A 26,001-nucleotide genomic window follows, 5' to 3' on the forward strand; every position below is an offset into this window, starting at 1 on the left:
ACACCTGACCAACACCCCTGGAGGAACCGTGAAGATCTCACGCATGCTCGCCGTAGCTACACTGGCTGCCCTGGCCCTGACCAGCTGCGCACCCCCAACATCCAACAACGCTGCCTCAACGCAGGACGACAAGACAGGCACCTTGCGCGTCTGGCTCTTCTCCGAAGTCAACCAGGACCCCAAGTCGGCCGTGGTCAACGCAACCATCAAGGAATTCGAAGCAACCCACAAGGACGTCAAAGTCGACGTCCAGTACATCCCCGTTGACACTCGTGCCGAGAAGTTCAAGGCCGCCTTCAACGACCCCTCCAGCGCCCCTGACGTGGCCGAGTACGGCAACACAGACCTGGCCAGCTATGTGGCAGCCGGCGGCCTCGCCGACATCACCTCCAGCATCAAGTCCTGGGACGAGGGCAAGGACCTGGACCCCAAGGTGCTGGCCACCACCGCACTGGACGGCAAGAACTACGGCGTGCCGTGGTTTGTGGGCGTCCGGGCCCTGTACTTCCGCACCGACATCCTCAAGGCTGCCGGCGTCGAAGTCCCCAAGACCATGGCGGAGATTGAAACGGCCGCCCGTGCAGTGCGCGCCAAGAACCCCGGCATGCTGGGCATCTCCGTAGGCGGCAAGGCACAGTTCTCCGCCATGCCGTACCTGTGGGCCCATGGCGGCGCCATCGCGGCAGACACCAACGGCACTTTCTCCTCGAAGCTGGACACACCCGAGTCGCAGGCCGGGATCGCGGCCTACACCAACTTGATGAAGGATGACATCTGCCCGGCGCAGACCTGCGCCGAATTTGGCGGCAACGCCAGCGTCCAGCAGTTCATTGCGGGCAAGGCCGGGATGACCATTGGTGGCGACTTCAACTACAAGGCCATCGCGGCCAGCGAATTCAAGGACAAGTTCGGCGTGGTGCCCGTTCCCGGCGTCGAGGCCGGTTCCATTGCCCCGGCCTTTGCCGGCGGCAACAACTTGGGCGTCTTCAAGAGCTCCAAGAAGAGCACCCTGTCCAACGAGTTCGTCCAGGCCCTGGCCAGCAAGAAGTCCCAGCTGGCCATGTTCGACGCCATGGGCAACCTGCCCACCTTCACCGATGTGCAAAAGAGCGTCGCCGAGGAGAACCCGTACGTGGCGCCGTTCATTGACACGATCGCCGCCGGCACCAACTTTGTGCCGATCACCTCGACCTGGTCAACCGTTGACGCCAAGGGCTTGTTCACCAACATGTACCAGCAGGTTGTCACCGGCAAGGCTGACGTCCCCACGGCAGCCAAGGACACCACAGCAGCCATGAACAAGATTTTTGAAGCAAAGTAGTCACCAAATGACCCTTCAACTTCCCGCAAAGCCTTCCCTGCAGGAGCCGAAGCCGGCCACCCCGTCGCCGCGCCGCACGAAGCGCCGCGGCGGGGTGAGCCGGTTTGAGCACTGGCTGTACCTGGCTCCGGCCCTGATAGTGCTGATCGCCCTGATGGGCTACCCGCTGTTCCAGCTGGTCAACGTGTCACTCTACGACTACCGCCAGGACCAGGTCAGCGGCAACGCGCCCCTTGACTTCATCGGACTGGAAAACTACCGGACGCTCATGGCGGACCCGGAATTCTGGCAGGTGCTCGCCAACACCGTCATCTTCGCCTCGGCCTGCGTGATTCTCACCCTGGTGACGGGCTCCGCCCTGGCCGTCCTGGCCACCCGTTTGCGCCCGTGGGTCCGCAACACGCTCTTTGCCGTCTCGCTCGGCGCGTGGGCAACCCCCGCCGTGACAGGCAGCGCCGTCTGGCTGTTCCTGTTCGATCCCACCCAGGGCCTGATCAACAAGATGCTGGCCGGCATTGGGCTGAGCCAATTCGTGGATCATTCCTGGACGTATGAGAAGTGGTCGGCGTTTGGCCTGGTTGCCAGCGAAGTTGTCTGGTGCTCGTTCCCGTTCGTCATGGTCACCGTCTACGCCGGCATCCAGGCGATTCCCACTGAAGTCATTGAGGCGGCCCGCCTTGACGGGGCCTCCATGCCGCGCATCTTCTCCAACATCATGCTGCCCATGCTGCGCCCCATCGTCATCATCGTGACCATCCAGTCCATCATCTGGAACTTCAAGATTTTCTCCCAGATCTACATCATGACCAGCGGCGGCGGCATTGCCGGCCAAAACATGGTCTTGAACGTGTACGGCTACCAGCAGGCCTTCGCGGCCAGCCTGTACGGCCTTGGCTCCGCCCTGGGCGTCATCATGACGGTCCTGCTGCTGGTCATCACCCTTGTTTACCTGCGACTACTCAAAAGGAGTGGTGAAGTCCTGTGACAACGCTCAAACTGGACGGGCCCGCCAAGCCGGCCTCCCGCCGTCGTATATTCCCCGCCCGCAGGGGCTGGACCGTGAACATCATCGGCCTGCTCATAGCTGTTGCCGTCGCCTTCCCGCTGTACTGGATGGTGCTGTCGGCCCTGAAGCCGGCCACGGCGCTCGACGCCGGAGACTCCACCCCGTGGACCCTCACCCCGTCCTTTGACTCGTTCGCCCGGGTCCTGAACGTGAACAACTTCGGCCAATACTTCTTGAACTCGCTCATTGTGGCACTCAGCGTGGTGGTCCTGTCCACGCTCTTCGCGTTCCTGGCCGCCGTGGCCGTGACCCGCTACAACTTCAAGATGCGCACCAAGCTGCTCATTATCATCCTCGTGGCCCAGATGGTGCCCGTGGAGGCCCTGACCATTCCGTTGTTCTTCTTGTTCCGCAACTTTGGCGAAACCATGCCGGCGATCGGCCTGAACCACTTGGGCTCGCTGATCCTGGTGCATGTGGGCTTCAGCATTCCGTTCGCCATCTGGATGCTGCGCGGCTTTGTGGCCGCGGTGCCGCTGGAGCTGGAGGAGGCCGCCAAGCTCGACGGCGCCAGCAGCTTCCGCTTTGTCCGCTCGGTCCTGTTTCCGCTGGTGGCCCCGGGCGTGGTGGCATGTTCGGTGTTTGCCTTCATTTCCACGTGGAACGACTTCCTGTTCGCGAAGACGTTCATCATCTCGGCCCAGGAAAACTCCACCCTGCCCATGGCTCTGCTGACCTTCTTCAAGCCGGACCAGAACGATTGGGGCGCCATCATGGCCGGCTCGGTCATCATGACCATCCCGGTCCTCATCTTCTTCATCGCTGTCCAGCGCAAGCTCGTCTCCGGACTGGCCGGCGCCGTCAAGGGCTAAGAAAGGCCTTCCATGCATTCCTTGCTCCCCGCCCCCGGCTCCTTCACCGCAACAGGTTCCACCCTCCACCTTGACGACTCCACTTCTGTGGCCTCATCCCCGGAACTGGCCGCCGCCCGGCGCTGGTTTGTGGGCGCGCTCGGTGCCGCCACCGGATGGGAGCTGGCCGGCACCGCGTCCGCCGACGCACCGGCCGCCACCATCGTGTTCGCCCTGGACCCCTCCGTGGAACCCGAGGGCTACACGCTGACCATCGACACGGCTGTGCGGATCACGGCCTCGGACAACGCCGGCGCCCTGTACGGTGCCCAGACACTGCGCCAGCTGCTGGGTCCGGCGGCGCACCGCCAGGCTCCGACGGCGTCCTCCTGGGAGCTGCCCACGGCCGTCATCACCGACCGGCCCCGCTTCAGCTACCGCGGGGTCATGCTGGATGTGGCCCGGCACTTCATCCCCAAAAATGATGTGCTGCGCTTCATCGACGTCGTTGCCGCGCACAAGCTCAACGTGCTGCACCTGCACCTGACCGATGACCAGGGCTGGAGGGTGGAAATCAAGAAGTACCCGCGTTTGACCGAAGTGGGCGCCTGGCGCAAGGAATCCAACCTGGGGGCCTGGCGTGCGGGCATCTTTGACGCCACCCCGCACGGCGGCTTCTACACCCAGGAAGACCTGCGCGAGATCGTGGCGTTCGCCGCCGCCCGGAACATCACAGTCATCCCGGAAATTGATGTGCCCGGCCACTCCCAGGCAGCCATTGCCGCCTACCCGGAGCTGGGCCTGGCTGGCAAGCCCCTGGAGGTGTGGACCCGATGGGGCATTAACGAAAACGTCCTTGAACCCACCGCCTATGCGGTGCAGTTCTACCGGGACGTGCTCGATGAGGTCATGGACATCTTCCCCTCCCCCTGGATCAGCCTGGGCGGCGACGAAGTCCCCCTGGACCAGTGGAATGCCAGCCCGTTCGCGCTCAAGGCTGCCGCCAATCTGGGCTTCGAGTCCGTTGCGGGCCTCCACGGCTGGTTTGTGGGACAGCTGGCCGAACACCTGCACCAGAACGGGCGCAAGTCCGGCGTATGGGATGAGATTGGCGACGTCGGCCTGCCCGACGGCGCCCTGGTCGCCTCATGGCGCGGCTACGAAGGCGGCTTGGATGCCCTGGCCAAGGGTTACGATGTGGTCATGTGCCCCGAACACAAACTGTACTTGGACCACCGCCAGTCGGCCCTTGAAGAGGAACCCGTCCCGGTTGGCTTCGTCACCACCCTTGAGGCGGTGTACAACTTTGACCCCATGCCCGACGCCGGTGACAAGGACTTCCCGGGCCGGCTGTTGGGGGCGCAGGCCAACATCTGGACCGAGCACCTCCCCTCGGCACGGCGCATCGACTATGCCGCGTTCCCCCGGTTGAGCGCCATCGCCGAAGTTTTTTGGTCCACCCCGGACACACGCGACTACGCCGACTTCCACGCCCGGCTTTCCCCTGCCCACCTGGACCGGCTCTCCGCCATGGGCGTGGAGTTCCGGCCGCTGGACGGCCCCCGCCCCTGGCAGCAGCGCCCCGGCGTCGCAGGTTGGAAGCGGGACTACGAGGCGGAGCAGGCGGCAGCAGCCCAGGCCGCCGAAGCCCAGTGAGCGAACCGGAAGACAGCAGCGAGAAGCGGAACTCGTCGTCGTCCCTGCGGAAGGCGCTGAGCCTGCTGTCCGTCGTGGCTGAACAGTCCACCGACCCGGAAGGCATGTCCCTGCTGGACCTGGCCAAGCGCTCGGGCATCAACAAGAGCACAGTGCTGCGCCTGACCACCCCGCTCATCGATGAGAACCTCCTTGAGCGGGACCGGCAAAGCGGGAAGTTCCGTCTGGGCTTTGGCAGTCTGCGGCTGGGGCAGTCGTACCTGGATTCGCTGGACCTGCGCAGCGCCGCCAATGCGGAGCTGCGCGCGTTGATGCGCAAGACTGCCAACACGGTTCACCTGGTGGTCCTCTCCGGCCATGAGGTGGTGTACCTGGACAAGGTGGAGGACGAGGCCACCGTGCGCATGGCATCGCGCGTGGGCGCCACCATGCCCGCGTACTGCACGGCCGTGGGCAAGGCGATCATGGCGTACAGCTCCGAGGAGGTGGTGTCCTCGATTCTGTCCGTGCCGCTGGCGCCCATCACGGCCAAGACCATCACCGATCCGGCAGCACTGCGCCAGGAACTCGCCGCCGTGCGCCGCCGCGGCTACTCGATTGATGACAGGGAGAACGAGCCCGAGGTGCGTTGCGTTGCGGCGCCAATCTTCAACCACGATGACGTCGTGGTGGCGGCGCTGAGCGTTTCTTCGCTGACCTCCCGCATGACGCCGGCCAAGGTGCGCGAGGTGGGGCCCATGGCTGCTGCCGTGGGACTGCGGATCTCGGTGAAGCTGGGGTCGCGCCGCTCGGCAACGCTGCTGAAGTAGTGCCCGCACCGCTTCACGGTGACTGCGTGCCAAAGTTGCGTTCCTCCAGTGATGGCGTGCCAAACAGGTCAGGGCCCATGAAATTTCATGGGCCCTGACCTGTTTGGCACGCAGTCGCTGCAGTGCGATGTGGAGACGCTTAGTCAACCATCCGCCGCTGCGCGTTCAGCATGGCAGCCTTGATGCGCCGGCGCAGAAGTTCGGGGTTCGCCAGATCCGCCCAGACCACCCGGATGAAGCTCCACCCCGCCTCCATCAGTTCGCGTTCACGCAGCCGTTCCTCATAAATGGCCTCATCCGTGGGTTTGAAGTCGAAGTACTTGGTTTTGCCGTCAAACTCCAAGGCCAATTTGATGTCTCGCCATGCCCCGTCCACCCGGTAGGCGTTTCCCCGGACAATCAACCGCACTTGGTACTCCGGCGCGGGGATGTCCATACCTGCGATGAACAATCGTGTCCGGGTTTCCCCTGCTGACTCTGAGCCGCTATCCAGTGCGTCAATGACCTTGCGCGCCGCGGCCACGCCGCGGTGGCCGGCAAGTGTGTCCAGCAGCGCGAGCATTGCTTCGATCTTGGCTCCCTGGTGCAATCCGCTGTCACCAATGATGACTGCTGTGACAAAAGGCGATGTCCGGGCACAGTCAACAATGGTTTGCTCCAGCGACGTGAGCCTCACGATCCCCATGTGACGGCGCCGAATCCGCATCAGCTGTTCCGGGGACACCGTACGCCGGTGCACTGTGACGCCCCGAACCTTACTGGTGGACGATAGGGAAGAAGGTGAACTCACGTGAATCTCGCGGCCTGCATTCCACACCCGCAACCCCAGCAAACGGGCGGCGCTGAGATGGCTGTAGCAGGCGTTTCCGTGAGTGGCCAGGGCATGGGCGCGAAGTCTGAGCATGTCCTGCTCCCACGGCGTCTTCTGCTGCCACTCCACCAGTCGGATGTAGACACCGTGCCTGATGCGAAACAGCAGGCCGCTCGCCCTTGCTGCGTTCAACACCCGCGGGCCAAGCCCGGCCGCAGTCAGTTGGTCCGTCGCGGCAATGGTCTTCCCTGCGGGCCAGTCCCGGGTGATTCTGCTGGCCAGATCGCGCGTTTCCATGAATCCAGCATCGCCCTGCATTCAACCCAATTCAACGGGGGCGTGGCGCTCCTGTGGATAACCTCGACCATGCAAACGGCGACCGCGACCCCTCACTTTCCTCGAGGGACCGCCGTCGAACGTAAAGGTTGGTGGCTAGACGAACTGCCAAATCAAGGCAGCCATGCCGAAGCCCACAATGGACAGCACAGTTTCCAGCACAGTCCAGGTCTTCAAGGTGTCCTTGACGGACATGTTGAAGTATTTGGAGATGATCCAGAAGCCGCCGTCGTTGACGTGGCTGGCAATGACGGAACCGGAGGCAATGGCCATGACAATCAGGGCCAGCTGCGGTTGCGAATACCCGGCGGCGAGAACACTGGGGGCCAGGATACCGCCGGTGGTCACAATGGCCACTGTCGCCGAGCCTTGGGCAATGCGCATTCCGGCGGAGATGACGAACGCGGAGAGCAGCAGCGGCAAGCCAGCCGTGGACAGCGAGTCGGCGACGGCCTTGCCCACACCGGTTGCACCAAGGACGGCACCGAAGAAGGCGCCGGCACCCACCACCAGCAGGATCATGCCGACAGGTCGCAGCGACGTTGATGTCAGCTCGGCCAGTTCGTCCCGGCTCATGCCGCGGCGCGTGCCAAGCAGCCACATGGCCAGCAGCACGGCCACTGTCAGGGCGATGGCCGGGTTACCCAGGAATTGCAAGGTGGTACGCAGGCCGCCGTCGGGCAGCGCAATGTTTCCAAAGGTGCCGCCCAGGATCAGGATCATCGGGGTGCCGATGGCCAGCAGCACGGTGCCCAGGCCGGGATCGCCGAGGGCCTTGGCCTCATCCGATTCCTCAATAACACTGTCCTCAGGCACGTTCACCATGACGCGCTTGCCAATCCAGGTCCCCCAGAGAATGCCGGAGGCAAACCAGGCCGGGATGCCGCAGGCCAGGCCCATGATGATGATCCAGCCCAGTTCCACGTGGAAAAGTCCGGCAGCGGCCACGGGTCCGGGGTGCGGGGGCAGGAATGCGTGGGTGACTGACAAGCCGGCCAGCAGCGGCAAGGCGTACAGGGCCAGCGACTTCCCGCCCTTGATGGCGGCCACGTAAACCAGCGGCGCCAACACGAAAATGCCAATGTCGAAGAACACAGGAATACCCAGCACAAAGCCTGTGATACCCATGGCCAGGGGCGTGCCCTTTTCGCCAAAGATCTTGACGAGCCGGCCCAGCAGCACCTCGGCGCCGCCCGAGCGTTCCAGGATGGCGCCCAGCACAGTGCCCAGGCCGATGATGACGGTGATGTGGCCAAGGATCCCGGCGAAGCCCTTTTCAATGATGGCGTCGCTGCTCTTGGTGGCCGAACCGACCAGGTCCTGCACGGACACACCGCCGGCCAGTGCCACCAGGACACCCACCACCAGAAGGGCAATAAAGGGTTCCAGCTTGACCTTGATGATCAAGACCAGCAGGACGGCAATGCCCACGCCAGCCAGGAGCAGGAGCCCCGCCGTGTCGTGGTGCAGCCAATTAACAAACTCTGTCATGGGAGGAACTTTCGAAAGAAGATGATTAGCGAAGAATGCTGGTGAATGCGGCAGCGCGTGCTGTGATGTCTGCCCAGGTTCCGGCAGCCACGACGGCGGGCGGCACCACTGCCGTGCCGCAACAGACGGCGAGTGCGCCGGCGGCGAGGAAGTCTTGTGCATTGGCCGCGTTGATTCCGCCAGAAGGCAGCAGCTTGACGCCCGGGTAGGGGCCCTGCAGGTCCTTCAGGTAGGCCGGGCCCATGGCGCTGGCCGGGAAGATCTTTACGACGGCGGAGCCCAGGTCAAGCGCCATGGCCACCTCCGTGGGGGTCAGGGCGCCCAGGGCGAAGGGGATGCCGGCGTCCGCGGCAACCTTGGCCACCTCGGGGCGGATGCCCGGTGTCACCAGGAACTGGGCGCCGGAATCGATGGCTGCCTTGGCCTGCTCGGCGGTGAGGACGGTGCCCACACCCACCACGGCACCGTGTTCGGCGGCGGTTTCGGCGGCACGGGCAACGTGCTTGAGCAAGTTGGGGGTGGTGTAGGTCAGCTCGACCCCGGTGATGCCGCCTGCCACGAGGGCGCGGCATAGTTCTGCGGCGTCGGCAATGTCCGGGGCGCGCACTACTGCGATGGTGCGGTCTGCTTCGAGCCGGGCAATAAATTCTAGATTGTTCATGGTGTGGTTCGTGTTCCTTCCTGGGTGCGGCGCAGGGCCCGGCCGGCGCGTGCACCGGTGGGTTTGCCTGCCGCGATGGCGGCAACGCCGTTGACAAAGACGTAGTGGATGCCGGCTGCGGCCTGGCGCGGCTCGGCAAAGGTGGCTGTGGCGTTGACGGTTTCCGGGTCAAAGAGCACAAGGTCCGCGGCGTAGCCGGCCCGGACCAGGCCGCGGTCCACGAGCTTGAGACGTGCGGCGGGGCGGCCGGTGAGGTGGTTGACTGTTTCCTCAAGGGTCAGCAGTCCCAGTTCGCGGCTGTAGTGGCCCAGGTAGCGCGGGAACGTGCCCCAGGCCCGCGGATGCGGTTTGCCGCCAACAAGGATGCCGTCGGAACCACCGGTGTGGGTTTTGTGCACCATGATGGCCTGCACGTTTTCCTCGTGGCCCACGTGCTGCAGGATGCCCGTGGCCATCTCGTCGCGCAGCAGGATGTCAACGAAAACGTCAAAGGGGTCCTGTCCGGTTTCCTCGGCAATCCGGGCCACGGTCTTGCCCACATAGCCATCCAGGTCAGGGTTCCTGACCCCCGAAATTTCCAGCGTCTCCCACTCAGCCACCACGCCGTGGCAGCCATCGGAACCGTAGATCTCCACGTTTTCACGAATGCGCATCAAGGTGTCCGGGTCGCGGAGCCGTTCCATGGTGGGCATGCTGCCGCCGGCCGAGGCCCAGCTGGGCAGGATCGCCGACAAGGTGGTGGCACCTGGCAGGTACGGGTACGTGTCCAAGGTGATGTCCACGCCGTCGTCCAGGGCACGGTCAATGAGCCCCAGCAGTTCCGGAGCACGGCCCTTGTTCGGGGCAAAGTTCATGGTGGCATGGGAGAGGTGCAGGGCGCAGCCGGTTTCGCGGCTCAATTCAATCATTTCGTCGTACGCCTCGAGGGCGCCCTTCCCGTAGGAACGGTGGTGCGGGGCGTAGAAACCGCCAAACTCGGCCACAGTGGAGCACAGCTGCGCCAACTCCTCGGTGGTGGCGTACATGCCCGGGGTGTAGGTCAGCCCGGAGGACATGCCCACGGCGCCTTCCTCCATGCCTTGGCGGATAACGGCCTGCTGCGCAGCGATCTCCTCGGCACTGGCGTCGCCCTCGCCGAAGCCACGCACCATGGCGCGGACAGTGCCCTGGGGAATCAGGTAGGCCGCATTGGTGGCAATGCCCTCGTCAAGGCGGTCCAGGTACTCCCCCACGGTGCGCCAATTGAAGTCGAAGTCCTCGGGGTTGTCATTCCAGCCGGCAATCTTTTGCCGCACGCCCTCAAGCGTGAGGTCATCGATCGGCGCGTAGGAGAGCCCGTCCTGTCCCAGCAGTTCGGTGGTGACACCTTGGCTGAGTTTGGCGTAGTGCTCCGGGTTCAGGAACAACTGCAGGTCTGAGTGGGCGTGCATGTCGATGAACCCCGGGCTCAGCACCAGCCCGCTGGCGTCAATGGCGCCGTCGTCCAACGGAATCGTGCCGGGGGCGGTGATGCTGTGGATGGCGCCGTTTTCAAGGACGACGTCGGCGGCGAACCTGGGCGTGCCGCTGCCGTCCACGACGGTTGCGTTGGTGATGACTGTGCGCACGGCAGCGTTTGGGGTCGCCATGGATTAGAAGAACGTGTGGATGAGATCCACAACGCGGTTGTCGCTGTCGGCATCGGCCAGGACGGGGATGAGCGTCCACTTGTCAAAGGCTGTGCAGGGGTGGGAAAGACCCAAACGGACCACATCGCCGATGTTCACGGTGGTGGTTTCAGGATCAAAACGCAGGAAGCAATGCTGGTCATTGACGGCGCTGATGCTGGCGCCGGCCAGCTCTGCCATCTCACCACCCAGAGACGTCCCGAGCAGTTGCGGTTCAGGCAGGCCCTCATCGACGGGCATGTCCCGCTTACCGGCGTCGAGGATGGCCAGGCCCGGTTCGGGTGCGGAGACCACACGGGCCCAGGCATGCATGGCTGAGGCGAAGGGCGCCTGCCCGGCTTCCGCACGTGCACCACGGGCGAAGGGGGAAATGCCGCGGTAGAAGCCGTCGTCGTGCACCATGTAGGCGCCGCTGCGGATGATCACGTCAATGCGGGGGCCGCCGTTTGCGCCGTCGCTCGAGCAGCCGCCGAGCACGTCCACGACCTCGTCAAAGTAGGCGCTGCCACCGGCTGTGACGATGATGTCGGCATCGTGGGCGTAGAGTCCTTCGCCCAGCAGGGCCTCGTGGAGGTCCTTGACGCCCGAAAGGTAGCCACGGACAGCGGTGAGGGCATCGGCGTCGGCCGTGTGAGCCAGGGAGCCTTCGTAGCCGCCCACGCCAACCAGGCGCAAATGCTTAGCGGCGTTGACGGCCCGGGCAAGTTCAAGGGCCTGCGCAACAGTCCGGATGCCGGTGCGTCCGCCGTTTCCGCCCAATTCCACGATCACGTCAATGACCGAGCCGGGAATTGCCGAGAGCACGTGCTCCTGCAGGGCCACTGTTTGCAGGGAGTCAACCCAGGACACCACGGAGAAGGCTGGGCCTTGGGTGGCCGCCAGCCAGGTGATGGCAGCGGGGTCGGTCAGGCTGTTGGCAACCATGACGCGCTGAAGCCCAAAGGCGTGGCCCACCCGCAGCTGGGAGGCGTTGGCCAAGGTGATGCCCCAGGCGCCATGGTCAAGCTGCTCGCGCCACATTTGCGGTGCCATGGTGGTCTTGCCGTGAGGTGCCAGCAGCACGCCCTTGCCAGCGCACCAATCTGCCATGTGCTCAACGTTGGCACCCAAGGCGGCAGCGTCAAGGGTCAGCAGGGGTGTTGGCAGCTCAGCCAGGGTGACGCCGGAGGCCACAAACGCGCCGGCACTCTGGCCGTGGGACGATGCCGGAACAGCCTTGTACTTCCAGCTCAATTCAATCGCATCCAGCGCATCCACCATGGCGGAATTGATGGCGGATCCAGTTTTGACCGCGTTGTTCACCGATGCTTGCGTGCTGCCCATTGTTGCTTCCCTTCACGGGCCAGACATCCGGCCCCGTTGCGTATTTTGCAACGCTAGTTGCAAACTCACCAAGAGCATGTCTAACATGGTCTGGATTCGTCCGTCAAGGCGGGAATGAGATGCCAAGCACAGCCAAGGCTGTTGGAAACTCCCTCCGTCCCCTTGATTTACCAGTGAAATTAGTCGCCCAACCGTGTGAGAGGAAGTGCAGAGAGTCCATGCTTTCAGTTGTTTGCATCGGAGAGACGATGGCCATGCTCACCCCCACACACCAAGTGCCGCTAGCTGAGGCCACGGAACTGTTTTATGGCGTGGGCGGAGCAGAATCCAATGTGGCCATGGGCCTGGCCGCCATGGGTGTTGCTGCCCATTGGGTGGGCCGTGTTGGCGACGACGGTTTTGGCACCCGCATCCTCAACGACCTGTCATCCCATGATGTGGGCGTCAGCGGCGTGGAACGTGATGACACCCGCGCCACGGGCCTTTACGTGAAGATTCCGGCGTCCGCGCAGTCGGACTCCGAGGAAAGCTCCGTGCTGTACTACCGCCACGGCTCTGCAGCCTCGGCCATGAGCCCTGCCATGCTGGACAACCCCGCCGTGGCAACCCTGCTGGATCAGGCCGCCCTGATCCACCTCAGCGGCATCACGGCAGCGCTCTCCCCCGACTGCCGGGCCCTGCTGGCAGGCATTCTGGCCCTTCCCCGCAACGGCCGGCTGGTCTCCTTTGACGTGAACTGGCGCGGGGCACTGTGGGCCCAGGAGGACGAAAGCATCCTGCGCACCCTGGCCAACCAGTCCGACGTCGTGCTGGTGGGCGCCGATGAAGGCATTGCGGCCTTCGGCACCAATGACGAAGCGGAACTGCGGGCCATGCTGCCGGACCCGGCGGTCATTGTCCTCAAGAACGCGCACACCTCGGCGATTGCCCTGATGCGCGACGGCGGCCGGGTGGAAGTGCCGTCCCTGAGCGTCTCGGTGCTGGAGCCTGTGGGTGCCGGCGACGCCTTCGCTGCCGGCTACCTCAGCGGCATGCTCTTTGGCCTTGACCAGCGCTCATCCCTGCGCCGCGGCCACTTGAGCGCCGCAGCCACCCTGACTGTCCCCGGGGACCGCGGCCCGCTGCCCAGCACCGAGGTGCTGGAAAAGATCCTGGCCTGCTCCGAGGCTGACTGGGCCGCCACGCATGTGGCGCCCGGCCGGATCGACTCCCCCGTACTGACAGGAGCCCTGCCATGAGCCAAAGCCTGGTCCGCGCCCTAGATCTGATGGCGCAGCTGGCGAAGCAGCCCGCCACGCTCGATGAGCTGGCCTCCACCTCCAACGTCCACAAGACCACCGTGATGCGCCTTTTGCACTCACTGGAGGCCGAACATTTTCTGGTGCGCAACAACGCCGGGCAGTTCCAGTTGGGGCGCAAACTCTTTGAACTGTCCTCTCTGGCGCTGGAACAACGGGATCTGCGGCAGGTGGCCCGCCCACATCTAGCCAGGCTGAACGACCAAACAGGTCACACCGTGCACTTGGCTGAGCTGGAGGGCGCCGAGGTGGTGTACATCGACAAATTCGAGTCGCACCACCCGGTCCGGATGTACTCCAGGATCGGCCTCACCGCGGCGCTACATTCTGCGGCCGTGGCAAAGGTCATCCTCGCTGACATGCCGCGCTCGCGCCAGGAACAAATTGCTGCCGGGCTGGACTACGTCAAAATGACGGAGAACACCCTCACCACCCCTGAAGCATTGCTGGCTGAGCTGGCCACTGTGCGCGACCAGGGGTGGGCGCAGGACAAATCGGAGCATGAAGCGATTGTGCACTGCGTGGCAGCACCCATCAGGGACGCATCGGGACGTGTGGTGGGGGCGGCATCATTCTCGGTCCCGGTCGTGCTGCTGAACTATGAAGACTTGCTGAAATTACTGCCAATACTAATAAACGGGACCGAGGCCATCTCGAAGGATTTGGGCTGGGTCTCCAATGAAAGGAACACTCGATGAGTGAAAAAACTATCGTCTTGACCGAAAACGCTCCGGCCCCGGCGCATGTCTTCTCCCAGGGAGTCAAGAAGGGCGGCCTGTTCCAGGTCTCCGGCCAGGGCCCCATGGACCCCACCGTCAATGAGTACATTGGCGCCGGCGACGTCCGCGTCCAGACCCGCCGCACGCTCGAGAACGTCAAGGCCATCCTGGAAGCCGGCGGCTCCAGCGTTGAAGACGTCATCATGTTCCGCGTCTACCTGACCACGCGCGACGACTTCCCCGCCATGAACGAGGTTTACGGCGACTTCATCAAGGAGAACGTGCCCAGCGGCGCACTCCCCTCCCGCACCACCGTCTTCGTTGACCTGCCGCACGAAGTCATGCTCGTGGAGATCGACGCCCTGGCCGTCACCGCCTAATCCCCTTTTTTACAACTGACCCGCAGAAAACGCCGAAAAATCGATGAAAATCGTGTTTTTTCGTCGTTTACTGCGGGTCAGTTTGCATTTTAGGCCACCGTGACGAGCGGATCGCTGGGAGGCGATGTGACGCCGTCGGAGGACTCCACTGGCAGGCCGTTCCTGGCCCAGTATTCAAGGCCGCCCAACATTTCCTTGACCGGATAGCCCAGCTCGGCGAAGGCGAGGGCGGCAAAGGTGCTGCCGTTGCAGCCCGGCCCCCACGAATACACCACTACCGGTGTCCCGGCGGGGATGAACACGGCCGCCTGGGCCGGGATGAGCGCCGTGGGCAGGTGCAGGGCTCCCGGGATGTGCCCGTGCTCCCAGGAGGCGTGGCGGCGGGTGTCCACCAGCACAAACTCCCCCGACGCGAGACTCCCGTGGACGTCCATCACGTCAATCTCAAAATCCAATTTGTTCCGAAAATACTCGGTGGCTGCGCTCATGCTTCCAGCATAAAGCGGCATCATGACCGCACTTCAAACTGACCCGCAGAAAACGCCGAAAACGCCCCAAATTCGCGTTTTTTCGGCGTTTTCTGCGGGTCAGTTGTAAAAGTTAGCCGAGGGCCCTTGGATGCGCCGCAGCATAAACTTCACGCAGCGTTTCGGCCGTGACGAGCGTGTACACCTGCGTGGTGGTGACCGAGGCGTGGCCCAGCAGTTCCTGCACCACGCGGACATCGGCACCGCCCTCCAGCAGGTGTGTGGCAAAGGAATGGCGCAGCGTGTGCGGGGAGACGACTGTCTGGACCTGTGCAGCCTCGGCGGCGGCCTTCAGGATTGTCCACACGCTTTGCCGGCTGATCCGGCCACCTCTGGCATTGAGGAACAGGGCAGGCGTGCCGGCGCCCTTGGCCACCAAAACGGGGCGCCCGCGCACCAGGTAGGCCTCCAGGGCGCGCAGGGCGTACGAGCCAATGGGCACAATGCGTTCCTTGGAGCCCTTGCCGAAGAGCCGCACCAGCGACGGTCCGTCATCGAGACTCTCGGGAAGAACCAGGTCGTCAACGTCAAGCCCCACTGCCTCGCTGATGCGGGCACCGGTGGAGTACAGGAATTCGAGCATGGCCGCATCCCGCAGGCCGGTGGGGGTGTCCGTGCCGGCCGCTTCCAGGATGCGCGTGACGTCGTACACGCTGATGGCTTTAGGCAATCGCTGCCCGGCTTGGGGCGGGTGTATGTCTGCTGCGGGATCGGCGTCGCTCATGCCCTCCAAAGCCCAGAACTTGTGCAGGCCGCGCACAGCCACCACTGTTCTTGCCACCGAGCGCAGGCCCAGGGCTGAGCCGCCGTCGGCCCCGTCAGACAGCCCTTGGGCAAACTCGCTGACATGGTGGCGGGTGATGTGGCCCAGTTCGGTGACGTGGGCGGCGGCAAGAAACTCCTCGTAGCGCCGCAAGTCCCTGGCATAGGCCTGCAAGGTATTGGCCGCCAAGCCACGTTCAACGCCAACGTGGAGCAGATAATCTTGAATGCTCCTGGCCAGCACCGAGGAAGTTTCCGGCGAGGTCACCGCTGGCGCTGGGCCGGGTGTTCTGGCCATGGCGCACCAGCCGGGCGCAAGGAGGCAAAGCCGTCACGTTGCGCCTGAGCTGCCGCCAAAATGCCTACGACGGCGGACGGGTTGTGTATGCGCCCCTCCAGCACGGCGGTGGCGGCCTCGGCAAGGTCAACCCAGCGGAACTCGATTTCGGCTTCCTCTTCCGTGCGCACGTGGCGGTCGGCCTCGGGCACCATGGAAAGTCCGCGTGCCAGATAGATTCTGATGGCTTCGCTGGAGGAACCGGGAGAGTTGAAGAAGTCGGTCAGAACATGCCATTGGGCTGCCACAAGATCGGCCTCTTCAGCCAATTCGCGGGCGGCACCTACAACATAGTCCTCGCCCTCCACATCCAAAAGGCCGGCCGGGATCTCCCAGAGGACCATCTGGACGGGATGCCTGTACTGGCTCAGCATCAGGACTTGGTTGTGGTCGTTCAGCACCACAACGGCCACCGCCCCAGGGTGGGCAATGTAGTCACGGGTCAGCGGCTTGGCACCGGGAGCCAGCGAAAAAGTGTCTGAGACTACGTCCCAGATGCGGCCCTGGTACACCGTCGAGGAGGACTGCAAGGGGCGGTGGCTGAGAGTGTCAGCCACCGGCTCCCCCGCTGGGTGCATCGTGTCCGTCCAGGACGGTGTACCGGGCGCGGTCATTAAACTTCCAACAACTGTGTTGCTTTTTGGCGTTCCAGGGCTGCAGCCACCAGACCGGCAAAGAGCGGGTGCGGCCGGGTGGGGCGCGAGCTCAATTCCGGGTGTGCCTGGGTGGAAACGTAGTACGGGTGCACCTCACGGGGCAGTTCAACAAATTCCACGAGCTTGCCGTCAGGTGATGTTCCGGAGAACACCAAGCCAGCTGCTGCAATCTGCTCGCGGTACTTGTTGTTGACCTCGTAGCGGTGACGGTGGCGTTCGGAAACGTCCGTGGTGCCGTAGGTCTCCGCAATGACGGAGCCTTCGGTCAGCACTGCGGGGTAGAGGCCCAGGCGCATGGTGCCGCCCAGATCGCCCTTGCCGCCCACAATGTCCAGCTGCTCTTCCATGGTGGCAATGACGGGGTACGTGGGGTTGTCGTCGAACTCGGAGGACGATGCGCCTTCCAAGCCAACAATGTTCCGTGCGTACTCAATCACCATGGACTGCAGGCCGAGGCAAAGACCCAGCGTGGGGATCTTGTTTTCGCGGGCAAACTTCAGCGCGCCAAGCTTGCCTTCCAGGCCACGGATGCCGAAGCCGCCGGGCACGCAGATGGCGTCAACGTCGCCCAGTGCCGTGCGGGCACCGACTTCGGTTTCGCAGTCATCGGAGGGGACCCAGCGAATCTTGACCTTGGTGCTGTTGGCGAAACCGCCGGCACGCAGGGCTTCGGTAACGGACAGGTAAGCGTCCGGCAGGTCAATGTACTTGCCCACCAAGGCGATCACAATGTGGTGAAGGGGGTTGTGGACGGCTTCAAGAAGCTTGTCCCACTTGGTCCAGTCCACGTCCTTGAACGGCAGGTCCAGGGCACGCACAATGTAGGAATCCAGGCCCTGCGAGTGCAAGGTCTTGGGGATGTCGTAGATGCTGGGGGCGTCCGGGCAGCCAATGACTGCTTCGACGTCAACATCGCAGGCGCGGCCAATCTTGGTGTGCATTGCCGCGGGCAGGACACGGTCGGAGCGCAGGATGAGGGCGTCGGGCTGGATGCCCAGTGAGCGCAACGCTGCAACAGAGTGCTGCGTGGGCTTGGTCTTCAGTTCCTGGGACGGGCCAATGTAGGGCACCAGGGAAACGTGTGCGAAGAACACATTGTTGCGGCCAATGTCCTGGCGGACCTGGCGTGCCGACTCCAGGAACGGCTGGGATTCGATGTCGCCAACAGTGCCACCAATTTCGGTGATGATGACGTCGGGGGCGTTCTTGCCTTCGGCAGGCAGGCGCATGCGACGCTTGATCTCGTCGGTGATATGCGGGATGACCTGAACAGTGTCACCGAGGTATTCGCCGCGGCGTTCCTTGGCAATAACTGTTGAGTACACCTGACCTGTGGTGACATTGGCGGAGCCCTCAAGATTTTCATCAAGGAAGCGCTCGTAATGGCCAATGTCCAGGTCTGTTTCGGCGCCGTCGTCAGTGACGAAGACTTCACCGTGCTGGAAGGGATTCATTGTGCCAGGATCCACATTGAGATAGGGATCGAGTTTTTGCATTGTGACCGACAGGCCGCGTGCACGGAGAAGGTGGCCGAGGCTGGAAGCCGTCAGTCCCTTACCGAGCGAGGACGCGACTCCGCCGGTGACGAAGATGTGTTTGGTCGTCTTGGACTGACCACTGAACCGGGAATTTGATCGTTGCACCACGGGATTCGAGCCTATCATCTAATGAGCCAATAAACGTTCGCGGACGGTACTTACATTAAGCATAGGCGCCCCTTGTCCTAGGATGCGGGGCGTGCTGCCTGCGCCAACAATTCCTTGGCGTGGGCCTGCGCAGTGGCTGAGTCCTCCTGCCCTGCAAGCATTCGAGCCAATTCCACAACCCGTTCCTCGTACGTCAAAAGCCGCACATTGCTGGTGGTAATTCCTGTTGAGTTTTTGCTCACAGAACTCTTGGTGACCAGGATGTGTTGGTCCGCAAATGCCGCAACCTGTGGCAAGTGTGTGACCACCAATACCTGCACATGTTGGGCCAGCATGGCCAGCCTGCGCCCAATTTCCACCGCAGCCTTGCCGCCTACGCCGGAATCAACCTCGTCAAAAACAAAAGTCGGCACCGGGTCCACGGCTGCCAGCACCACTTCAAGGGCCAGCATCACGCGGGAGAGCTCACCACCGGAGGCGCCCTTGCCCAGTGGCCGCGGCAGCGCGCCTGCGTGCGGGGCCAGCAGGAAGGCAATATCGTCCTCGCCGTGGATGCTGCGCTCGGCCGTGGTGATGTCGATGACCAGTTTGGCGTCCGGCATGGCCAGCGCTTTCAGTTCGGCGCTGACAGCCTTGGCCAGCTTGGCAGCTGCCGAACTGCGCAAGGTGGTGACCTCGGCTGCCAGGACGCCCAACTCAGCCAGTGCGGCCGTCTCCTGCGCCTCGAGGGACTCGATGCGGCCCGAATCATCGCTGAGATCCGCCAGCCGAACACGTGCAGAGTTGGCCCAGGCAAGGACTTCATCAATGCTCGGGGCGTATTTGCGCACCAACACGGCCAGGGCTCCCCGCCGGTCCTCCACCTCGGAAAGCCGCCCGGGACCGTCCGAATCCAGGGAGGTGGCGTAGCTGGCCAGGTCCCGGGCGATGTCGGCCAACAGGTATCCCACCTCGGAAAGCCGCTTGGCGGTTTGCGTCAGCTCCTCATCGCTGGCGGCAACAGCCTCGACCAAGCGTTTTGCTGTGTCCACCAGGGCCGCCGCGTCAACGCCATCACCGTAGTCGGCAGCACTCAGCGCCTCATGGGCGCCCAAGGCGGCTTTGCGCAGCTCCTCAACATTTCCCAGCTTCACAGCCTGGGCCTTGAGGATCTCGTCCTCGGCCGGCAAAGGGTCCACGGCATCGATCTCGGCCAAGGCCGTTGACAACGACTCAGCTTCGCGCAGGCGTTCCCGGCTGGCTGAGCGCAGCAGCGCCAGCTCGGCCTGCGTTTCACGCCACCGCTCAAAGACCTGCTTGTAGTTGCGCAGTTTGGCAGCAAAACCCTTGTTGGCTTCGGCCGCAAACTTGTCCAGGGCCACTCGCTGGGCAGAGGGGTTCTTGAGCCGGATCTGGTCCGACTGCCCATGCACGGCAACCAGGGCCTCCCCCAGCTCGTTGAGCACACCAATGGGTGCACTGCGCCCGCCAACATGGGCCCGGCTGCGCCCATCGGCACTGACTGTGCGGGCCAGGATCAGTTGCGCACCGCCGTCGAACTCGTCAATGTCGGCCCCCGCCTCCAGGGCGCGCAGCAGTGCCGGATGGCCCGCAGGCAGAGTCAGGGTCGCTTCAGCGGAGGCTGACTTTGCCCCATTGCGGACGGCTCCGGCATCTGCCCTGTTGCCCAGTAGAAGTCCGACGGCGGTCACCACCATGGTCTTGCCGGCGCCGGTCTCGCCGCTGACGACGCTCAGGCCTGGGCCCAGCGGCAGGGTTGATTCGGAAATGACGCCAAGGTCGCGAATGCGAATCTCTTCAATCACTTGGTCTCCTCTCCGTAGAACCCCTGGGTGCCGGAGTACTGGCTTTCCTGGGGTGGAATTCTCAAATCCGGCAGCTGGGGAATGGGCCCCGTGCGTGGGCCTTCCAAGGATGTTTTAGGGCGCAGGGTGTTGATGATGGGCAGCTGGGTGGTGGTTGGCTGGGACTCCTCGGCCGAAGGGCCGCGCCAGCCTTGCACCGGCAGCTCAAACTTGCGCACCAGGCGTTCGGAGAAGGTGGATTGCTGTGTCCTGGCCAACTTGACCGGCTTAGACGAGCGGGTGACCTCGATGCGGGCGCCGGGGAGCAGATCCACCGTGCGCCTGCCATCGCACCAAATGACGCCGTAGGCGCCGTTGCGGGTCAGCACTTCAACGGCCAAGGTGGAGGTGGGTGCCACCACCAGCGGCTTGGCAAAAAGTGCGTGGGCGCTGATGGGGACCATGAGCAGGGCTTCCACCCCGGGCCACACCACGGGGCCGCCGGCAGAAAAGGCGTAGGCCGTGGAACCTGTGGGCGTGGCCATCACCACGCCGTCGCAGCCAAAGGAGGTCAGCGGCCTGCCATCGACTTCGGTGACGACTTCAATCATGCGTTCGCGGTTGCCCTTTTCCAAGGCAACTTCATTCAGCGCCCAGGTGTGCGCCACCACTTTGCCGGCGACCTTGACCACCACGTCAAGGCACATACGTTCCTCGACGGTGTACTTGCGCTGCACCACTGCCGCAACAGTTTGGATGAGCTCCTCGCGCTCGCTCTCGGCCAAAAAGCCCACATGGCCCAGGTTGACGCCGAGCAGGGGCAGGTCAAAGTCGCGCACAATTTCTGCGGCCCGCAGAATGGTGCCGTCGCCGCCCAGGACCATGACCAGTTCAATGTCGGCCAAGGTGACATCCCTGTCAAGGATCTCCATTTTGACCCCGGAAACCCCCAGGTAGCCTGTCATGTCTGCCAGTTCGTCGGCGTACATGACGGGAACAATACTGTTTGCATGAAGTTCCACGCACGCCTCGAGGGCTGCCAGCATCGACTCTTCACGGCCGGTATGGGCCAGAATCAAGACGCGCCGTGTCATGTGCTGTTTCCTCATCACGTTGTAGCAGGAGAACTTATTACTGGACTACTTGCTGCCAGCCCCTTGCACAGCAGGCCACAGCTGGGCCAGCAATGTCTGAACTGCCAGCTCTTGTTCTTCGATCTTAGGCGCAGGCCCTGACACTTCACGGCTAGCCAGCAGAAAATACTCAACATTTCCCTCTTGGCCGGGCAGGGAACTGGTGCCAATGCCGTGCAGGCGCAAGCCATTGGCGACGGCGGACTGGGCAACCAGGGCCACTGCCCGGCGTCGTTCATTCTCACTGCTGACAACTCCCGTGCGGGCCAGGCGGTCCTTGCCCACCTCAAACTGGGGCTTGACCATGAGCAGCAGCTCACCGCCCTCCTTGGTGGCCAAGGTCAAGGGGCCCATGACCTTGGTCAGGGAGATGAAGGACAGGTCACAAACTGTGAGGTCTGCTGCACCGCCCATGTCCTCGGGGTGCATGTAGCGAATGTTGAGGCCCTCGTAGACTTCCACACGAGGATCGTTGCGCAGGGACTCAACGAGCTGTCCGTGCCCCACATCCACGGCGGCGACCTTGGCCGCACCGTTGCGCAGCAAAACGTCAGTGAAGCCACCTGTTGAGGCGCCTGCGTCAAAGCAGCGCTTGCCGGCAATGCTGACCTGCGGGAAATGCGCCAGGGCACCAGCCAGTTTGTGGCCGGCGCGGGAGACGTAGTCCTCTTCAGTCCCCGGGGCCAGCTCCAGCTGCGTCAGCTCCGTGACAGAATGCGCGGCCTTGGCTGAGGTGATGCCATCAACGCTGACCCGGCCAGCCTTGATGAACGTGGCGGCCATGGTCCGTGACTGGGCAAGGCCGCGGTTGACCAGTTCTTGGTCCAAACGGGTCATGGGGATACTCCTTTGAGTGCAGCGGAGGGGTCGGCGTTGAGTTCAATTTCCAGCCCCACTAAGACGGTGGCGTACAGCTCTTTGTGGTCCCCCACCGGGAGCTGGCCAGCCTGAGCGGCCAGCTCGACCAGCGCGTCAACGCCGGGATCGCCGGTGGGCTCGGACGCTGCGATTATTACTTCGTTCATGGGAGGGTGCTGTGCCAAGTGATGACTGGTGTGGTTGCCGCATCCGCCTGGGGCACTGCAGCCCACCACGCGGCACACGCGGCCCGCCACGCATCTGGATCGTCGGTGGTGCCGGCAATGTGAACCGTGTCCACGGACTCGCCGTCACTGCCACGCGTTACGGTCGCGGCAGCGGCACCACAGGTGACTGTTGCGCCGTCGAACTCAATGGCCGGGTAGGCGCTGTACAGCTCCTTCAGCGTGGGGATGATGAACGTGGGCCGCTCAGCTGTGCAGGCGCGCAGCGCAGCCTCGCCCGAATCCACACCCGTCAGGACCAGGGCCGTGGCCATTCCGGCGTTGTTGCCGCCCAGAATGTCGGTGTCCAGCCGGTCACCCACCACCAGGGGCGCCTTGGCACCCAAACGATTGGCGGCTGTGTGGAAGAGTGGCGCTTCAGGTTTTCCTGCCACCAAGGGGTCGTGGCCGACGGCGGCACGCACCGCTGCGACCAAGGTCCCGTTGCCGGGGGCGATCCCCCGATCCCGGGGAATGGTCATGTCCGTGTTGGTGGCGATCCATACCGCACCAGCATTGATGGCGTAGGTGGCCTCGGCCAGATCAGCCCAGCCAAGTCCCGGGTCAAAGCCCTGGATGACTACCTGCGGTGAGTCGGCAGCGCCTGCAACGATCTCCATGCCAAAGGCCTGAACTTCCTGAGCCAAGGCCTCGCTGCCGGTGACCAGAACCTTCGTTCCGGCCGGAAACTTTTGGGCCAGGAGGGCAGCGCCAGCCTGTGCAGAGCTGACCACTTGATCGTCGTCGGCAGGGGCGCCAAGCTCGCGCAAATGGGCAGCGACCTGCGCTGGCGTACGTGAGGCATTATTCGTCACGTACGCCAGCTTTACGTTGAGCGAGGCAAGGCCGCTCAACGCGTCAATGGCGCCGGGAATGGCGGCCGGACCGGCGTAAACCACGCCGTCCAGATCCGCCAAAACCGCGTCATAGTCAGTGAGCAAATTCTTAGCTGTCACTGTTGTTGTGCTCGCCGGAATCCTCGCCTTCGGCGAAGGCTACGTCAGCTGAATCAACCTCGTCAGCACTGTCCTGATCTGATTCAGCATCATCAGATTCAAAGTAGGAAGACTCGGCGTCGTCAACGTTCGGCTCGTCCAACTCTGCCGCCTCGGCATCGCTGGAGGTGAGCTCGGCTGCTGCCAAGGTAGCGGCGTCGTTGATGACAGGTGCCGTGGCCGGAGCCATGACATCGGAAACGCGAACACGAGCGCGCGGCGCGTCCAACGGGATGTCTTCATCGTCGCCCAGGTCCATGATGATCTGGTCGGTGCTGTCATCGATGCCCAAGGCTTCCTCGGCCACCAATGCCTGGCGTTCCCACGTCTTGGCCTCATCCTTGCGGTCAGCTGCGCGCAACACCATGCCATAGGCACGGAACAGGCGCGGGCTGAAGGAGAACGCACGGTTGATGTCCAGCTGCGGGATTTCCAAGGCCGACAGAGCAGCGTCAAGTTCGCCAAGATCGCCGCGGGCACCGGATTCAACAATGGCCAATTCAACCTTGCCGGCCGTGTCCAACGTTGCTGCGTCCTCAGACTTGATCAAGTCCAGTGCGCGGTCCGGGCGGCCCAAGCCGCGTTCGCAGTCTGCCATCAAGGGCAGGTGAACGTTGGAGCCACTGATGCGACGGAAGGTGCGCAATTCACGCAACGCCTCGTCGTACTTGCCGGCTGCATAGGCCGTCATGGCCACTGCTTCACGGACACAAGCCAAACGGCCACCACGACGGCTTGCTGCCAGCGCGTGCTCGAAAGCCAGCTCCGGTTCGAAGTCGATCAAACGGCCGGCCATGACCAAGTGCTTGGAAACCCATTCGTTGTTGCGGGAATCCAGGATGCGCAGCTGGGCGCGGGTTACCTTGTCCAGCTCTTCACCCGTGACATCGCTGTCGATGTGCGGTGAACGGTCGCGGTCCGGGCGGTTGGAGCTGCGCAGATCGCCAGCGTTACGCTCCGGAGCCGTGCGGGGGCCGCGTTCTTCGCGTGCACCGCGGTTGTCACGGTCACCCGACGGGCGGTCGTTGCTGCGTGCGGGACGGTCACCGTAGGGGCGGTCGCCACCGGAGCGTGCCGGACGGTCGTCACGGTTGCCATATGTGGGGCGGTCGCCTGAGGGACGGTCGTTGCTGCGTGCCGGACGGTCACCGTAGGAGGGACGGTCACCTGATGGGCGTCCACCCTGGCCACCGCGGTCATCGCGGCCGCCGAAGGAGGGGCGGTCGCCCGAGGGGCGGCCACCCTGGCCACCGCGGTCATCGCGGCCGCCGTAAGAAGGGCGGTCGCCCGAGGGGCGTCCACCGCGGTCGTCACGGTTGCCGTAAGAAGGGCGGTCGCCTGAGGGACGGTCGTTGCTGCGTGCCGGACGGTCACCATAGGACGGGCGGTCCCCTGAAGGGCGTCCACCCTGGCCACCACGGTTGTCGCGGTCACCAAAAGGCTTGCGGTCTTCGCGACGGCCATTCACCATGGGACGGTCAGCACCGCGGTTGTCACGGTCACCGTATGAAGGGCGATCGTTGCTGCGTGCCGGACGGTCACCATAGGACGGACGGTCGCCTGAAGGGCGGCCACCCTGGCCACCACGGTCGTCGCGGCCACCGAAGGAGGGGCGATCGTTGCTGCGCGCGGGGCGGTCGCCGTAGGGACGGTCGCCACCGGAGCGGGCCGGACGGTCGTCACGGTTGCCGTACGAGGGACGGTCGCCTGAGGGACGTCCACCCTGGCCACCCTGGCCACCGCGGTTGTCGCGATCGCCGTAGGAGGGGCGGTCGTTGCTGCGTGCCGGACGGTCGGTGTAGGGACGCGCCGGCTGGCGGTCGTTGGTCGCCGGACGGTCACTGTAAGGACGGCCACCACCATTGTTGTTGTCGCGTCCGCGGGAGTTACCCTCGCTCTTGCCTTCGTAATGCTCAGCCATGTCGACTCCTAAACCTTCGAGCGCACTAACTGGCACAGTAACAGCCGCTCTTCACTATTGATGATCTTTGAAAAATCTCTGGACCCATTGGTCCATCTACCAGTCTAGTCGAGCTTTACGGCTCCACCCATGAATCTGGCGTATCTGGAGCAGATGAGTGGCCAATCACAGACAAACACGCCGTCAGAGGCACTCTCGAGCCCAGAAACCTGCTGGTAATCGATTCTGACGCGGGTCATGTCCCCGTCAACCGGTTCAAAATGGATTTCTATCTCAGCTGTGCCGAACTGCTCTTGGCCCAAGGTCCACTGCAATTTGATGAACGACGGCGATTCCCACTCATGGACGTCGGCCCAGACCAGTTCGTCGCCGTCCAACGATTCCTCCACCAGGTGGTCGCGCAAAATGGCAACCGTGCTGCCATCGCCGAAGACGCTCTGCTCCGAGACCGGCCACCACAGATGGATGGCGTCGGTGAAGCCGTCAAACGCCTGGTCGACTGGAACATCGATCACAACCGACTCAACAAACGATTCAGCGGCCCGGGGCGATACATAGTCCGGTTCATGTGCGTGGGAAAAAAGATTAGGCATCCACCTACTTTACGTCTCCAACACCTGGATGGCATGACCCAAGGCTGCATGAAAATCCTACAGGCCGGCTGTTAAACATCTGACCCGCAGTAGTGGTCGAAAAAACGTGTTTTTGGCGTGTTTTTCGACTGCTACTGCGGGTCAGTTGTTGTTTTAATGAAGGGAGGCCCCTCACCGTGGTGTGGGGCCTCTACCTTTTTTACGTGTTGTCCGGCGGTGTCCTACTCTCCCACATC

24 protein-coding genes are annotated in these 26,001 nt (G+C 63.5%); 8 read left to right on the forward strand and 16 right to left on the reverse strand.

The features are described from left to right. The first annotated feature begins 28 nt into the window (after positions 1-28). The 5 genes from CVS27_RS13655 to CVS27_RS13675 are packed head-to-tail and all read left to right on the forward strand — an operon-like array spanning position 29 to position 5,643. The gene (locus CVS27_RS13655) at positions 29-1,321 is read left to right on the forward strand and encodes an extracellular solute-binding protein (protein ID WP_103466302.1); all 1,293 of its coding nucleotides are present in this window, start codon (positions 29-31) and stop codon (positions 1,319-1,321) included. Between the two features lie 7 nt (positions 1,322-1,328). Next, complete coding sequence (locus tag CVS27_RS13660) at positions 1,329-2,306, forward strand: carbohydrate ABC transporter permease (RefSeq protein ID WP_103466303.1); 978 nt, start codon at positions 1,329-1,331, stop codon at positions 2,304-2,306. Positions 2,307-2,353: 47 nt separating this feature from the next. Further along, a complete protein-coding gene (locus CVS27_RS13665) occupies positions 2,354-3,199 on the forward strand; it encodes a carbohydrate ABC transporter permease (protein ID WP_370739515.1) in 846 nt (281 codons plus the stop codon). 12 nt (positions 3,200-3,211) lie between these two features. After that, positions 3,212-4,834: a beta-N-acetylhexosaminidase gene (locus CVS27_RS13670; RefSeq protein ID WP_103466304.1), complete on the forward strand. Its 1,623-nt coding sequence runs from the start codon at positions 3,212-3,214 to the stop codon at positions 4,832-4,834. Beyond that, positions 4,831-5,643: an IclR family transcriptional regulator gene (locus CVS27_RS13675; RefSeq protein WP_103466305.1), complete on the forward strand. Its 813-nt coding sequence runs from the start codon at positions 4,831-4,833 to the stop codon at positions 5,641-5,643. Before CVS27_RS13670 ends, CVS27_RS13675 begins: the two co-directional genes overlap by 4 nt. Positions 5,644-5,782: 139 nt before the next feature. On the opposite strand, the gene CVS27_RS13680 is transcribed toward CVS27_RS13675, so the two are convergent. The 5 genes from CVS27_RS13680 to CVS27_RS13700 form a co-directional block, all read right to left on the reverse strand. Next, on the reverse strand, positions 5,783-6,751 hold the full coding sequence (locus CVS27_RS13680; RefSeq protein WP_165788310.1) for a type IV toxin-antitoxin system AbiEi family antitoxin domain-containing protein: 969 nt from the start codon (positions 6,749-6,751) through the stop codon (positions 5,783-5,785). Between the two features lie 135 nt (positions 6,752-6,886). Next, positions 6,887-8,281 carry a GntP family permease gene (locus CVS27_RS13685; protein WP_103466307.1) on the reverse strand — a complete coding sequence of 465 codons (1,395 nt, stop codon included), beginning with the start codon at positions 8,279-8,281 and terminating at the stop codon, positions 6,887-6,889. A 25-nt stretch (positions 8,282-8,306) separates the two neighbouring features. After that, positions 8,307-8,942 (reverse strand): bifunctional 4-hydroxy-2-oxoglutarate aldolase/2-dehydro-3-deoxy-phosphogluconate aldolase, encoded by a 636-nt coding sequence (locus CVS27_RS13690; protein ID WP_103466308.1) that lies wholly within the window; start codon positions 8,940-8,942, stop codon positions 8,307-8,309. Continuing rightward, entirely contained in the window at positions 8,939-10,570 is a 1,632-nt protein-coding gene (locus CVS27_RS13695; protein WP_243400187.1) for an N-acyl-D-amino-acid deacylase family protein, read from the reverse strand. The genes CVS27_RS13690 and CVS27_RS13695 overlap by 4 nt, the downstream gene beginning before the upstream one ends. A gap of 3 nt (positions 10,571-10,573) precedes the next feature. Then, positions 10,574-11,932: an alanine racemase gene (locus CVS27_RS13700; RefSeq protein WP_103466309.1), complete on the reverse strand. Its 1,359-nt coding sequence runs from the start codon at positions 11,930-11,932 to the stop codon at positions 10,574-10,576. Between the two features lie 218 nt (positions 11,933-12,150). On the opposite strand from CVS27_RS13700, the gene CVS27_RS13705 reads away from it, so the two are divergent. The 3 genes from CVS27_RS13705 to CVS27_RS13715 are packed head-to-tail and all read left to right on the forward strand — an operon-like array spanning position 12,151 to position 14,329. After that, on the forward strand, positions 12,151-13,170 hold the full coding sequence (locus tag CVS27_RS13705; RefSeq protein WP_103466310.1) for a sugar kinase: 1,020 nt from the start codon (positions 12,151-12,153) through the stop codon (positions 13,168-13,170). Further along, entirely contained in the window at positions 13,167-13,928 is a 762-nt protein-coding gene (locus CVS27_RS13710) for an IclR family transcriptional regulator (RefSeq protein WP_103466311.1), read from the forward strand. The genes CVS27_RS13705 and CVS27_RS13710 overlap by 4 nt, the downstream gene beginning before the upstream one ends. Continuing rightward, complete coding sequence (locus CVS27_RS13715) at positions 13,925-14,329, forward strand: RidA family protein (protein ID WP_044571890.1); 405 nt, start codon at positions 13,925-13,927, stop codon at positions 14,327-14,329. Before CVS27_RS13710 ends, CVS27_RS13715 begins: the two co-directional genes overlap by 4 nt. An 89-nt stretch (positions 14,330-14,418) precedes the next feature. Here CVS27_RS13715 and CVS27_RS13720 read toward each other — a convergent pair whose 3' ends face one another. From CVS27_RS13720 to CVS27_RS13770, 11 genes are all read right to left on the reverse strand, one after another. Next, entirely contained in the window at positions 14,419-14,817 is a 399-nt protein-coding gene (locus CVS27_RS13720) for a rhodanese-like domain-containing protein (RefSeq protein WP_103466335.1), read from the reverse strand. 112 nt (positions 14,818-14,929) lie between these two features. After that, on the reverse strand, positions 14,930-15,916 hold the full coding sequence (gene xerD, locus CVS27_RS13725) for a site-specific tyrosine recombinase XerD (protein ID WP_103466312.1): 987 nt from the start codon (positions 15,914-15,916) through the stop codon (positions 14,930-14,932). Then, complete coding sequence (locus CVS27_RS13730; RefSeq protein WP_243400188.1) at positions 15,883-16,569, reverse strand: NUDIX domain-containing protein; 687 nt, start codon at positions 16,567-16,569, stop codon at positions 15,883-15,885. Before CVS27_RS13730 ends, xerD begins: the two co-directional genes overlap by 34 nt. Then, positions 16,569-18,275, reverse strand: a complete 1,707-nt coding sequence (pyrG, locus tag CVS27_RS13735) for a CTP synthase (RefSeq protein WP_103466313.1) — start codon at positions 18,273-18,275, stop codon at positions 16,569-16,571. Before pyrG ends, CVS27_RS13730 begins: the two co-directional genes overlap by 1 nt. A gap of 59 nt (positions 18,276-18,334) precedes the next feature. After that, the gene (gene recN, locus CVS27_RS13740; RefSeq protein WP_103466314.1) at positions 18,335-20,062 is read right to left on the reverse strand and encodes a DNA repair protein RecN; all 1,728 of its coding nucleotides are present in this window, start codon (positions 20,060-20,062) and stop codon (positions 18,335-18,337) included. Continuing rightward, positions 20,059-21,135: an NAD kinase gene (locus tag CVS27_RS13745; protein WP_103466315.1), complete on the reverse strand. Its 1,077-nt coding sequence runs from the start codon at positions 21,133-21,135 to the stop codon at positions 20,059-20,061. The genes recN and CVS27_RS13745 overlap by 4 nt, the downstream gene beginning before the upstream one ends. A 45-nt stretch (positions 21,136-21,180) precedes the next feature. Further along, positions 21,181-22,011 carry a TlyA family RNA methyltransferase gene (locus tag CVS27_RS13750; RefSeq protein ID WP_103466316.1) on the reverse strand — a complete coding sequence of 277 codons (831 nt, stop codon included), beginning with the start codon at positions 22,009-22,011 and terminating at the stop codon, positions 21,181-21,183. Further along, a complete protein-coding gene (locus CVS27_RS13755) occupies positions 22,008-22,199 on the reverse strand; it encodes a hypothetical protein (protein ID WP_103466317.1) in 192 nt (63 codons plus the stop codon). The genes CVS27_RS13750 and CVS27_RS13755 overlap by 4 nt, the downstream gene beginning before the upstream one ends. Next, entirely contained in the window at positions 22,196-23,212 is a 1,017-nt protein-coding gene (locus CVS27_RS13760; RefSeq protein WP_103466318.1) for an HAD-IIA family hydrolase, read from the reverse strand. The genes CVS27_RS13755 and CVS27_RS13760 overlap by 4 nt, the downstream gene beginning before the upstream one ends. After that, positions 23,202-25,172 carry a hypothetical protein gene (locus tag CVS27_RS21040; RefSeq protein ID WP_103466319.1) on the reverse strand — a complete coding sequence of 657 codons (1,971 nt, stop codon included), beginning with the start codon at positions 25,170-25,172 and terminating at the stop codon, positions 23,202-23,204. The genes CVS27_RS13760 and CVS27_RS21040 overlap by 11 nt, the downstream gene beginning before the upstream one ends. 104 nt (positions 25,173-25,276) lie before the next feature. After that, a complete protein-coding gene (locus CVS27_RS13770; protein ID WP_103466320.1) occupies positions 25,277-25,765 on the reverse strand; it encodes an SRPBCC domain-containing protein in 489 nt (162 codons plus the stop codon). Positions 25,766-26,001: the final 236 nt, after the last annotated feature.

The organism is Arthrobacter glacialis (assembly GCF_002909445.1).
Classification (GTDB): domain Bacteria; phylum Actinomycetota; class Actinomycetes; order Actinomycetales; family Micrococcaceae; genus Specibacter; species Specibacter glacialis.